Genomic DNA, 12,520 nt, shown 5'->3' with positions numbered 1-12,520 from the left:
TTTCATGGAGGCGCGAGCGCGAGGCTCACCGCTGATGTCATTTGCCCACACGGGCCTGAAGGTGAGCGGGATATCGGTCGCCGACGATGTCGATCTTCGCGAGTGCCATGGCGATTTCCGTGGCGTCTTCCGGTGAGAGTTCAACACCCGCCGCACCGAGGTTCTCTTCGAGGCGATGAAGTTTGGTGGTGCCGGGGATCGGCACGATCCAGGGCTTCTGCGCTAGCAGCCATGCAAGCGCGATCTGAGCGGGTGTCACACCCTTCGATTCCGCGATCTGCGTCAGCGCGGTAACGAGTGCGTGGTTTGCCTTCAGGTTTTCCGCCTGGAACCGGGGAACGACGCTGCGGAAGTCACCGGGGCCGAACGTTGCGCTCTCATCGATCTTGCCCGTCAGAAAACCCTTGCCGAGCGGGCTGAACGGCACGAAGCCGATGCTCAGCTCCTCAAGCGTCGGAATGATTTCCTTCTCCGGCTCGCGCCAGAACAGGGAATATTCGCTCTGCAGCGCGGCGACGGGCTGGATCGCATGTGCCTTGCGGATCGTCTGCGCACCGGCCTCGGAGAGGCCGAAGTGTTTGACCTTGCCTTCGGCGATGAGGTCCTTGACGGTTCCCGCCACATCCTCAATAGGCACGTTCGGATCGACGCGATTCTGGTAGAGGAGATCGATCACGTCGGTGCGCAGCCGCTTCAAAGAGGCCTCGACCGATTGGCGGACATAGTCCGGACGGCTGTTCAAGTGCTGGCCGCCATCGGCACTCGGAAGCTCGAAGCCGAATTTGGTGGCGATCACGACCTTGTCGCGGATCGGTTCGAGTGCCTCGCCGACCACATCCTCGTTGACGAAGGGCCCATAGACCTGCGCGGTGTCGAAGAAGGTAACACCACGGTCGTGGGCGGCCCGGATCAGGGCAACCGCATCCTCGGTGTCGGTCGCCGCACCGTAACCATGGCTCAGTCCCATGCAGCCAAGGCCGAGAGCCGAAACTTCGAGGTGTTTTCCAAGTCTGCGCTTTTCCATGTGTCAGTCCTTTCGAATGTATTTCGGGTTGGTCACGCCGTGGTCGATGCCTTTTCCAGGCGGGCACGGGGACGCGCCATAAACAGGACAGCGAGGATCAGGGTTATTGCGACGAGGACCGATCCGGTTTCCATCGCCACGCTCGCACGTCTGGCCAGAAGCTCCGTCCCCTGCAGGCCTTGCGAGCCAATTGCCGCGACGGCGACGAGAACGCCGAGACCGAGCGAACTGCCAAGCTGATGGGCAACGTTGACGACACCCGAGGCTGCTCCTGCACGCTCCGACGGCACCCGCACGATCCCGCAGGCCGTCAGCGGTCCGAGTGCGCCACCTTGGCCAGCACCGATCAGCATCATCGGAATGACGAGTGCGGCAATCGATGCCTGCTGCATGGCGAAGCTGAGCCAGATCATGCCGATCAGGCCCGTCACGACGCTGGTAACCAGGACTTTGCCAGCGCCGTATCGTCCGATCAGACGTGGTGCCGACATGGCGACGATGAAGTTGACCACCGTCGTTGGAAGAAAGGCGATGCCCGCTTCCGAGGAGCTCAGACCGACGACGCTCTGAAGGAACTGGGCGACAAAGAAGTAAAATCCGACATTCGCACCAAGGAACAGGGCGCGGGCCCCGTATGCGGCTGACCGTTCCCGGTCAGCGAACAGCGATAGCGGCATGATCGGTTGGCTCGCACGCAATTCGACGAACGCAAACAGGATCAGCATGGCAATGCCAAAACCGACGCAAGCCTGGGTTTCCAAGTCGGCCCATCCGGTCGACGCGGATCGGATGACACCGTAGACGAGCGCCACGATCCCTAGCGTCGATATGATCGCACCCGCGATATCGAAGGTACCGGGGGTTCTCTCCGTTTCACCAACGTAGCGTTTCGCGGCGATCATCATCGCAATGCCGATGGGCAGGTTGATGAAGAAGCCGACGCGCCAGGACAGCCAGTCGGCAAGAAGACCGCCGACCACCAGGCCGAACGCGGCCGATACCCCTGCCGCAGCAGCATAGTAGGACACGGCACGCGTGCGCTCTGGACCCGGCTCGAAATTGGTCTGCAGGAGAGCGAGCGTCGAAGGAGCGAGGATAGCAGAACCGAGACCCTGCAGGGCTCTTGCGGCAATCATGACCCCCGGTGTCTGCGACACGCCGATCACGAGTGACGCAAGCGAAAAGATCGTTAGCCCGATGAGGAACATGCGGCGTCGCCCGAAGATGTCGCCCGCACGCGCACCGAGCAGCAGGCAGCCACCGAAGGTCAGCGTGTAGCCGGTGGAGACCCAGGCGAGGCCCGCATCGCTGAAGCCCAGTTCGACATGAATCCTTGGCAGCCCCGTCAGCACGATGGAGATGTCGAGGACGATCATCACGTAGCTGATCAGGATGATCGCGCGAATGGCCGTCTTGTTCGCGGAGGGTTTTTCATCAGGGCCGATTGGCATTTCCGTGTTCCGTTCAGGGTAGAGCCCGCCGTCCTCCACGGCGGTGCCTGTTTCGATAAGACAGAGATATCGCTTGCCGACCCTTTGGATTAGGGGCAGTAATCGGGATGAAGCTATAAGGATGTCTAATGAATGCCGCAGGAGAACTTCAACGATCTGGTCGCCTTCGTGATGGTGGCGCGCGAAGAAAGCTTCACGAAAGCGGCGGTCAAACTGGGCGTGTCGCAGTCGGCACTCAGTCAGACCGTTCGCGGGCTTGAAGAGAGACTGGGGCTTCGGCTGCTGACGAGAACGACACGCCGCGTGTCTCCCACAGCAGCGGGCGAACGCTTGCTCAGAATAGCGGGTCCGAGGTTTGAGGAAATCCAGACGGAATTGGCAGCGCTCGCCGAAATGCGTGACACGCCTGCCGGAACCGTTCGTATTACTTCCGGCGAGCATGCGGCAATTTCGGTCCTCGCACCCGCGCTCGAAAAGATCCTGCCAGACAATCCTGATGTCAACGTCGAGATCACTGTCGACTACGGTCTTACGGACATCGTCGCCGAGCGCTATGACGCAGGTGTGCGGCTTGGCGAGCAACTGGCCAAGGACATGATCGCTATTCGGATCGGCCCGGAAATGCGCATGGCTGTCGTGGGCGCACCCTCCTATTTCCGGCAGAACCCGTGGCCCGAAGTCCCACAGGACCTGACGGGACACAACTGTATTCAGATCAGGATGCCCACTCACGGCAACATCCTCTCGTGGGAGTTCGAGAAGGACGGACACGAGCTCAAGGTGAGGGTGGAAGGGCAACTGGTGTTCAACAACATCGCGATGCGCCTCGACGCTGTGAGAAGAGGACTTGGCCTGGCCTACATGCCTGAGGATCAGGTCGCGGAGTTGATTGCCAGTGGCGAGGTAGTGCGGGTGCTGGAAGACTGGTGCGCGCCATTCCCAGGATATCATCTCTACTACCCGAACCGCAGGCACACCTCCCCTGCGTTTGCCTTGGTCGTCGAAGCCCTCCGCTATCGCGGATAACCCGCTAATCAACCGTTTGTGATTAATAAGAAAGGCTAATGGCTTCAATCGGAAATGGGCAGCTAATCATCTGAGTGATGCCCGCGTACCCTGCTCGCAACTTAATGATTGTGAGATCGATATGCCCCGCACACTCGCTAAAACCCTATCCGTCCTCGCTTTCTCAAGCGCCCTCGCGCTCACCAGCGTGGCGTTTGCCCAATCCTCTTCCAAGCCTGAACCGCTCGTTATCCAGGATCAGGGCAGCTTTGCGGTGGGCGGTACCGTCTCGCAGACCGCTGGCACCTACAACAACAATGCCCCGACTCCTGAGGGACAGTCGCTTCACGGCGACCACGCGTACGTCTTCTACCAGGTTCCGCAGGACCCCAAGCCTCTGCCGATCATCATGCTGCACGGAGCATATCAGTCCGGCCGTAGTTGGGAGACCACACCGGATGGCCGTGAAGGTTTCCAGACCATTTTCCTGCGCAAGGGTTTCTCCACCTACATCGTTGACCAGCCGCGTCGTGGTTGAGCTGGCAAGAGCACGGTGGCGACGACGATCGAGCCGACGCCCTATGATCAGCTGTTCTTCGACCAGTTCCGCCTCGGGAAATGGCCCGACTACTTCGAGAACGTCCAGGTCGATCGTAGCCCAGCAGCCCTTGACCAGTTCTTCCGCTCAGTGACACCGAACACTGGGCCCTTCGATACAAACGTGATCTCGGACGCGATGTCGGCCCTGTTCGAGAAGACTGGACCGGGCATCCTGTTCACCCATTCGCAAGCAGGTGGACCCGGCTGGCTGACGGCGATCAAGAACCCGAACGTCAAGGGCATCGTGGCGTTTGAGCCCGGTAGCGGCTTCATCTTTCCGGAAGGCGAAGTGCCAGCCGACATGGCGAGCGCTGCCGGCACGCTCAAGGGTGAAGCGGTTCCCGTCGCCAATTTCGAGAAACTGACCAAGCTGCCGATCGTCATCTACTACGGCGACAATTTCCCCGTTGAACCGACGGTAGAGCGTGGCCAGGACAACTGGCGGGTTCGTCTCGCCATGGCGAAGCTCTGGGTCGACACCGTCAACAAGCATGGCGGCGACGCGACGCTCGTTCACCTGCCGGAGATCGGCATCAAGGGTGGCACCCACTTCCTGATGTCGGACCTGAACAATGTCGAGATCGCGGACGTCGTATCCAAATTCCTCACCGACAAGAAGCTCGACTGATCAATGGCCGCGCTTTGAGCAATAGCCGCTGCGCGCTTTCCCCGAACTTAAAAGGAGCCAGACAATGGCTAACGAGATCATCAACACAAGACGCCGCGAGTTCCTCGGAGCCTCCGCGCTCGTCGTCTCCGGTGCACTGCTTGGCGTGTCAGCAATGACGACCAGAACCGTCGCCGCCGACTACAAGCAGAATCCGTTCACGCTCGTCTATGACGGTGCGATCACCGCGAACGAGCCGGGCAAAGTGAACATCTATCTAGTGAAATATAAGCTGAACGGTCTCGATATCGTCGCCAATGTCTATACCCCGGCCGGATACGATCCGTCGAAGACGTATCCAGCCCTCGTGCTGGCGCACCCGAATGGCGGCGTGAAAGAGCAGACGACGGGTCTCTATGCCCAACGCCTCGCGGAGCAGGGCTTCATCACCATCACCGCCGACGCCGCCTATCAGGGCGGAAGCGGCGGCGAGCCGCGCAGCATCGACAAACCGCAGTACCGTGTCGAAGATATCCACGGCATGGCTGATTTTATAAGCGGCTTCCCCGGTGTCGATACAGCCCGTCTTGGCCTGTTCGGCATTTGCGGCGGCGGTGGGTACTCGCTGTCGGCCGCCAAGACGGACAAGCGCTTCAAGGCCGTGGCGACGCTCAGCATGTTCAACTCCGGGCGCGTGCGCCGCAACGGCTTCCAGGATAGCCAGATGGACACGATCCAGCAGCGCCGGTGGTGTGAAAGCGGCGTTTTCGAGAGGATTTTCAAAGTTTTGTCGAGAGATCGCACTTACTGGCCGAAACATAAGGTTAGGCCGGAGGTGCGGAATGCCTGGCTGTCAAAGCGCTCGCCGGCGGCTTGTGCGCCGTATGACAATATTTTTGCGCCAGGTTGCGGCACGCACGCAGTGTCAGCGCCATGACCGTCAATGTGGTGCCGGAGATCCCGCCGCCGGGGAATGCGCTGGCGTCGGTCACCAGCAGGTTCGGCACGTCCCAGGTCCGGTTCCAGCTGTCGAGGACGGATGTATCCTTCGACGCACCCATGCGCGCCCCGCCGCTTTCGTGGATCGCCGCGCCCATGCACATGGTCTTGCGAAACCACTTGCGGAACAGAAACCGGCTGAAGGCATCCGCCTCGGGAAAGGCGCCGCGTCCCATTTCCGTGAAGCCGCGCGGCGAGCCGATGAATTCCAGTTCACCGCCGGCGGTCCTCACCATGTCAATCAGCGTCTCCTCCTGCTTCTTGAGCAGTTCTTGTTCCGCCTCGTCCATGACGCATCGGATGTGCGGCACCGATATGCCCCAGGCGTCTTTCTTATGCGGATCAAGCGTGATGCGGTTGTCCGCGTAGGGGAGCATGAGGCCAAAACCGAAGAATGCGAGGCTCGATGGTGCCGTATCGGCGACGGGCGCGCGTCCGACGCTGCCCTGGAAGGCAAAGTCGCCTCGCGGCGCTTTTCCCTCCACATTGTCGAAGCGGGGGATGAAGATGCCGCCCGATGGGTTGTAGAATGGATCCTGTGGCGCTGAATCGTCGTGCGACCAGCCGGGCGCCGGCGCGAACCTGCCGAATGCGAGGCAGGGCAGCTGGTCCATGAAGTAACGGCCAAGCGTGCCCGAGCTGTTGGCCAGCCCGTTCGGATGAGCGGGCGATGCGGAGTTGAGCAACAGCCGCACGCTCTCGATCGGTGACGCGCACAGCACGACGTTTGCAGCGCTGACGGTCCTGATCGCTCCCGAGATGCGGTCGACGAATTCCGCGCCGGTGGCGTGCCCGGTGTTGTTATCGGTGAGGATACGGCGCACGACGGCATCGTAGGTGATCGTCAGCTTGCCGCTTGCCAGCGCCTCGCGAAGCGGGCGTGGCACCCGCTCCGCATCCGGCGCGATATAACGCCAGGAGACGACATGCCGCTCGGGCGATCCGGTCTCGACGGTCTTCTTGAACAGCTGTTCGGCGGGCGTCAGCTTCGCCGGATGCGAATAGACTCCATCGGGCAGCGACGAGACGTGGTCCTCGTTGCCATAGAGATTGAGGTAGCTCTCGGCCTCGGCATAGAAGGGCGCCAGCTCGTCGTAGGAAACAGGCCAATCGGCGCCTCTTCCGGTGCGGCTCTGGATCTTGAAATCGTCATCGCTCCAGCGCATCAGCACGCGTCCGAAGCTGTGCAGGCGACCGCCGGCCTGACGGCCCCTGATCCAGAGGTACGGCGCGCTGCGCGGCGTGGTATAGGGGTTCTTGCGATCGTTGACGAAGAAGCGGCTAAAACGCTCGCTGAAGAATGCGGCCCGGGCCTGGATCGGCTGTCCCTTCAGCGTCGCGCGTGCGCGCTCCCATATATTGATCGCGCTGGTGGGCGGCTTCTTGCGGGACGGATCGAAGTCCTTTTTGCCAATTTCCGCTCCGGCCTCGAGCAGTAGGACGGTAAGGCCGTTGGCAGTCAATTCCTTGGCGGCAAATGAGCCTGCCGCGCCCGAGCCGATCACCAGCGCGTCATACACTTTCTCAGACATATAATTTCCGTATCCTGACTTCATCCATATATCGGTTCGCGGCGCCGATTCCGGCCGCAGTGAGAGTGTGTGTCAAAGGCGATCGCCGTCGGCGCCAAACAGCGATGCCTTTGATACATAAAGACCGACGGTGACCGGATTGTTCGGCAGCAGATCGAGATCGCCCATGACCCTCAGTGAAAGGTTCGTCATTTCCCAGTTGAGCCAGGCAATGGTTTCCGAACCCATGGGCTCGATCACCGAAACGGTGGGGGTGATGCGCGGCCAATCTGGCTTCGGCGCGATGGCGAGATGCTCGGGGCGAATCCCGAAGGTCGCGGGCCCGGGCTGCGGCTCGCTTTTGAAGGCATAGGCTGAAAGGTCGACCACGAGATCCGCTGCTCTGAACAGCAGCGCGCCGTCGCCCTTCTCGATTTTGCCTTCGAAGAAGTTCATCGATGGTGCGCCGATAAAGCCGGCGACGAAGAGGTTTGCCGGGCAATGGTAGATTTCCGCCGGCGTATCCAGTTGCTGGATGACGCCGTCCCTCATGATGGCGATGCGATCGGCCAGCGTCAGCGCTTCGATCTGATCGTGGGTCACGTAGATCATCGTGTTGCCGAGCTGCTGGTGCAGCTTTTTGATCTCGACGCGCAACTCGTTGCGCAGCTTGGCGTCGAGGTTCGACAGCGGCTCGTCGAACAGGAAGACATCGACCTCGCGCACAAGCGCGCGGCCGATTGCGACACGTTGGCGCTGCCCCCCGGACAGTTCGGCGGGACGACGGTCCAGCAAATTGTCGAGGTGGAGCAGGGATGCGGCACGCCCGACACGGCTGTCGATCTCGGCTCTCGGCAGGCCGGCGACGCGCAATCCGAAGGACAGGTTCCTGCGCACCGTCATGCGGGGGTAGAGCGCATAGGACTGGAACACCATGCCGATGCCGCGATCCTTCGGCTCCTCCCAGGTCATGTTCTCACCCGAGATCCATATCTCGCCATCTGTGATGTCAGCCAGCCCGGCAATGGCGTTCAGCAAGGTCGACTTGCCACAGCCTGACGGGCCGAGGAGCACCAGGAATTCCTTGGGCGCGATATCGAGCGACAGCTTTTCGATCACCGTATGATCGCCATAGGTGATCTTCAGATCCTTGATGGAAACGGCAGATTGCATTCGACTTACCCTTTGACGGCGCCGGCCGCGATCCCGCGGACAAACCAGCGTCCGGACAGGAAATAGATGGCGAGTGGGATGAGGGCGGTGAGGATAGTGGCCGCCATGTTGACGTTGTAGTTGCGCTCACCCATCGTCGTGTTGACGATGTTGTTGAGCTGAACCGTCATCGGGAGGTTGTCGCGCCCTGCGAATACCACGCCGAGCAGGAAATCGTTCCAGATGCCGGTAAACTGGAACATCGAGGCGACGACGATCATCGGCAGCGCCATGGGCAGCATGATCTCGATGAATATTCGCCAGAAACCGGCGCCATCGACACGCGCCGCCTTGAACAGTTCCTCGGGGATCGTCACGAAGTAGTTGCGGAAGAGAAGCGTCACAAGTGGCAGGCCGAACAGGACGTGGACGAGAACGATGCCGCCAAGCGTGTTATAAAAGCCCATGATCGCCATGGCGCGGACCAGCGGATAGAGAAAGATCTGATAGGGCACCAGCGCGCCGGCCATGAGCAATCCGAACATCAGTCGACCAGCCGCGGGGCGCCAGAACGACAGGGCATAGCCGTTGATGGCGCCAATGAAGACGGAGATGGCAACGGCTGGGACGGTGATCTTAACCGAATTCCAGAAGCCCATGCGAACCCCGCCACAATCACTTCCGGCGCAGGCGCCTGCCCAGGCGGTCTTCCATGCGGTGAAGTCGATGTGGAGCGGCAGCGCGAAGATCTGTCCAAGCCTGATCTCGTCCATGGTCTTCAGCGACGTGACGACCATCACATAGAGCGGGACGGCGAAAAACAGGGCCGCCGACAGAAGGAACGCATAGAGGCCGATGCGCGCTGCGGTGATTTTGGTCGGCCGCGGGCCGCGGGGATGGGTCATAGCGCACCTGCCAGACGGCGAGCGCGGATATGCTGGGCGTAGCGGATTGGCGCGACGATGATCAGCACCGTCAGCAACAGCACAGTTGCGGCCGCCGTCGCCAGGCCGAGATTCTGTCTTTGGAAAAGATTGTCCATGATAAATTTTGCCGGCACTTCGGTCGCCGATCCGGGGCCGCCATTGGTGAGCGCAACGACGATGTCGTAGGTCTTGATCACGCCCATGGAGAGCAAGGTGCCGGCGGCCGCGAAAGCCGGCGTCAGCTGCGGCAGGATGATCGAGACGTAGATGCGCCAGACGGGAATGCCATCGATCCGCGCCGCGCGCCATTGCTCGCCATCGATGCCGCGCATGCCCGCGAGCACCAGGATCATCACCAGGCCCGCGCCCTGCCAGAGGGCGGCGATCACCACGGCATAGATCGCCAGGTCGCGATTGATGATCCAGTCGAAGGTGAAGCTCTGCCATCCGAACGCACGCACACTCGCCTGAATTCCGAGCGTCGGGTTCATCATCCATTGCCAGATCAGGCCGGTGACCACGAAGGACATGGCATAGGGGTAGAGAAAAATCGTCCGAAAGGCGCTTTCGAAGCGGACCTTGCGATCAAGCGCCGCGGCAAGCAGGAAGCCGAGAGCGAGACAGCCGACGACGTAGAGCACCCCGAAGATAATCAGGTTCTCGAAGGAGATCAGCCACTTCGCGGAGTGGAGCAGCTTTGAATATTGCTCGAACCCGACAAAGGTCGAGGACGGGAACAGCCGGGAATTGGTGAAAGACAGCGTCACCGACCAGACCATGGTTCCGATATAGACGACAATCACCGCGGCCCATGTCGGGACGAGTGCAATGCGCGCCGCCTTGGAGCGGGTGTGCTTCCGTTTCATCAGGTCGCCTTTTCGAAGTGACTTGCGTCCATCCGCGCGTGGCAAGGACACGCGCGGATCGGCCATTCGGGATTATTCGAATGCGGCGGCGAACTGCGCTGCGGATGCATCGATATCGGCCGACGGATTGGCCCAGAACTCATCGATGAAGTCGGTCAGCGTGCCGACCTGCTGCGGCGTGATGGTGATCGCCTGCTCGGGAACGATCTTGCCTTCGGAGAGGTAGGTCATGCCCTTTTGTGTGCAGATGTCGAACTTCGACTTGTCGATATCGGTCCGCGTCGGAATCGATCCCTTGTTCAGCGAGAATTCGACCTGGACGGCCGGGCCCATCACCACTTCGGCCAGCAGCTTTTGTGCGGCGTCCTGGTTCGGATCATTCGTCTTGAGATAGCCGAAGGCGTCGGCGATATAGATCAGGCCAGGCGAGGCCGGCGAGATCGCGCAGCCAAAGTCCTTGCCGGCCACCTTGCCCGCCGCCGTGAATTCGCCTTTGGCCCAATCGCCCATGAACTGCACGCCAGCCTTGCCTGTGATCACCATGGCGGTTGCGTCGTTCCAGTTGCGGCCGGGCGCTCCCTCATCGACATAGCCGCGCATTTTGCCGAAAATCTCGAGCGTCTTCTTGATCCCATCGGAGGCGAGAACCGTCTTGTCCTGGTCGGCATAGATCTTCATGAAGCCATCCATGCCCACCTGGGAAAGCAGGATCATGTTGAAGACCTTGGCCTCCTGCCAGGCCTGGCCACCCCAGGCGATCGGGATCAGCCCCGCGGCTTTCAGCTTGTCCATGTCGGCAAAGAAGGCATCCCAGTCCTTCGGCTCTTCGGCAATGCCTGCCTTGCTGAAGACGTCCTTGGAATAGAACATCCAGCTCTCGCCATGAATGCCGGTCGGGGTCAGATAGACTTTGCCGTCATAGGTCATGTAATCGTAAAGCGCCTTGGGAAGAACGTCTTTCCATTTTCCGGCCGCGCCAACGTCGTCGATCGGGTTCATCAGACCCTGCTCGATGAACTCGGCCGGGTCCTTGCCGACGACCACCTGTTTTGCGGTCGGCGGGTCGCCCGCGACGAGCCGGTTCTGGAACGCGGCATTGGCATTTTCAAAGCCGGCGATGGTCGAGCTTTCCCAGACGCCACCGCGCTTTTCGAACTCTTTCTTGATGGCCTCTAGCGCCCGACCTTCCCCGCCCGATGTCCAGGACGTGAAGACCTCCGCTTTCAACTTTTCGGCTGCCTGCGCGAGGCCAATCGAGCCGAGCAACACGGTGCCGGCAAGCAGGATCATTGTTTTCTTCATGGTTCCACCTCTTGAATAGACCCTCTTTTCGGGGCCATTTGGTTGCATGGATGATTAACGATAGATCGGCGTCAGCGCCTGGCGCACCAGCGTCAGGCCGTCGGCTATGTCGGCGACGGGGTCGGGTGCCGCGTCGAGTTCCAGAATGGCCCAGCCGGAGAACTGGCGATCGCGCAGCAGGCGGATCCAGGCCTGCCAATCGACGCGGCCGAGACCGAAGCGGCAGAAATACGCACGGTGGCGCTCGTGAATGTCCGCGCCGATCGGAGTGTCGGCCGGCATCCTGCCGATCGCATCCTTCCAGTGCGCGATGACCATCCGCTCGTGATGGCGATCGACGAGCTGGATCGGGTCCGAGCCCTCGAGAATGATGTGGGCCGTGTCCGGGCACATGTGGACATAGGCCGGGTCCGTCAGCATCATCATCAGATCGACGTCCCGGGCGGCGGCAAAGATCGAGTGCGCTTCGGTGTGGAGCGCGAGCTTCACGCCTTTCGTGTGGAGGGTCGCGCCGAGGCGATTGAGAAAATCGGCTATGGTCTTTGCCCGGTCGAAATCGTGGAAGCGGATGGGCTGTTCACCGGGCGTTTTGCGCATCGGCGCGCCGATGACCATGATGTCGCCGCCGCAGGCCTTGATGAAGTCCGCATAGCGTTCGGCCTTGTCGATGATGGCCGCCTGTGCTGAGGCCAGGGTGAAATCTCCGGATGCTTCGAGCTCGGCAAAAAAGCCGGAGGCCAGCCGAAGGCCGCGGGCCGCAAGCTCGGCAGCGAAGGCTTGGACCGATCCGTAGGTCTCGATCGCGTCTTGCCAGTTGAATGGCGAGAAGGTCAATTCGACGCCGGTCACGCCCGATGCCTGGACGCTGTCGAGTATCTTGTCCCAGAACGCCCGCGGATTGGATTTCGCATAATCCGTGATCGCGTCGTCACTGTCCACGCCCCAGAAACCTGGGTGAGAAAAGGTCACAAGGTCGACGCCAAATTGAAGATTTTCAGGAGAAGCCATTTGTCAATCCCGTCTCACTCTCATTGTCAGTCTGCACGGAAACAAATTCCCACAATTAGAATATGTATA

The 12,520-nt window shown here is 60.8% G+C and carries 9 protein-coding genes and 2 pseudogenes; 3 read left to right on the top strand and 8 right to left on the bottom strand.

Annotation, left to right across the window (positions count from 1 at the left end):
- Positions 1-37 precede the first annotated feature (37 nt).
- Both HGO38_RS23655 and HGO38_RS23650 read right to left on the bottom strand, forming a co-directional pair.
- Positions 38-1,024, bottom strand: coding sequence for an aldo/keto reductase (locus HGO38_RS23655; protein ID WP_250958274.1), 987 nt, complete (start codon positions 1,022-1,024; stop codon positions 38-40).
- 32 nt (positions 1,025-1,056) lie between these two features.
- Positions 1,057-2,475, bottom strand: coding sequence for an MFS transporter (locus HGO38_RS23650; RefSeq protein WP_250958273.1), 1,419 nt, complete (start codon positions 2,473-2,475; stop codon positions 1,057-1,059).
- A gap of 132 nt (positions 2,476-2,607) precedes the next feature.
- On the opposite strand from HGO38_RS23650, the gene HGO38_RS23645 reads away from it, so the two are divergent.
- The 3 genes and pseudogenes from HGO38_RS23645 to HGO38_RS23635 form a co-directional block, all read left to right on the top strand.
- On the top strand, positions 2,608-3,501 hold the full coding sequence (locus HGO38_RS23645) for a LysR family transcriptional regulator (RefSeq protein ID WP_250958272.1): 894 nt from the start codon (positions 2,608-2,610) through the stop codon (positions 3,499-3,501).
- Between the two features lie 121 nt (positions 3,502-3,622).
- Positions 3,623-4,708 (top strand): annotated as a pseudogene (locus HGO38_RS23640) (alpha/beta hydrolase).
- Positions 4,709-4,862: 154 nt separating this feature from the next.
- A pseudogene (locus HGO38_RS23635) lies at positions 4,863-5,432 on the top strand (alpha/beta hydrolase); the annotation flags it as partial.
- Positions 5,433-5,511: 79 nt separating this feature from the next.
- On the opposite strand, the gene HGO38_RS23630 reads toward HGO38_RS23635, so the two are convergent.
- The 6 genes from HGO38_RS23630 to HGO38_RS23605 all read right to left on the bottom strand — a co-directional run bounded on the left by HGO38_RS23630 (position 5,512) and on the right by HGO38_RS23605 (position 12,451).
- Positions 5,512-7,218: a GMC oxidoreductase gene (locus HGO38_RS23630; RefSeq protein WP_250958271.1), complete on the bottom strand. Its 1,707-nt coding sequence runs from the start codon at positions 7,216-7,218 to the stop codon at positions 5,512-5,514.
- Between the two features lie 72 nt (positions 7,219-7,290).
- A complete protein-coding gene (locus HGO38_RS23625; RefSeq protein WP_250958270.1) occupies positions 7,291-8,370 on the bottom strand; it encodes an ABC transporter ATP-binding protein in 1,080 nt (359 codons plus the stop codon).
- Positions 8,371-8,375: 5 nt separating this feature from the next.
- Positions 8,376-9,254, bottom strand: coding sequence for a carbohydrate ABC transporter permease (locus HGO38_RS23620; RefSeq protein ID WP_250958269.1), 879 nt, complete (start codon positions 9,252-9,254; stop codon positions 8,376-8,378).
- On the bottom strand, positions 9,251-10,141 hold the full coding sequence (locus tag HGO38_RS23615; RefSeq protein ID WP_250958268.1) for a carbohydrate ABC transporter permease: 891 nt from the start codon (positions 10,139-10,141) through the stop codon (positions 9,251-9,253). Before HGO38_RS23615 ends, HGO38_RS23620 begins: the two co-directional genes overlap by 4 nt.
- 72 nt (positions 10,142-10,213) lie before the next feature.
- Complete coding sequence (locus HGO38_RS23610) at positions 10,214-11,443, bottom strand: ABC transporter substrate-binding protein (RefSeq protein WP_250958267.1); 1,230 nt, start codon at positions 11,441-11,443, stop codon at positions 10,214-10,216.
- 54 nt (positions 11,444-11,497) lie between these two features.
- Positions 11,498-12,451 (bottom strand): sugar phosphate isomerase/epimerase family protein, encoded by a 954-nt coding sequence (locus HGO38_RS23605; RefSeq protein WP_250958266.1) that lies wholly within the window; start codon positions 12,449-12,451, stop codon positions 11,498-11,500.
- Between the last annotated feature and the right edge of the window lie 69 nt (positions 12,452-12,520).

Source organism: Rhizobium sp. CG5 (genome assembly GCF_023701945.1).
Taxonomy (GTDB): Bacteria; Pseudomonadota; Alphaproteobacteria; order Rhizobiales; family Rhizobiaceae; genus Allorhizobium.
The sequence above is the reverse complement of the archived record's forward strand: the minus strand, read 5'-3'. Positions and strand labels throughout refer to the sequence as shown.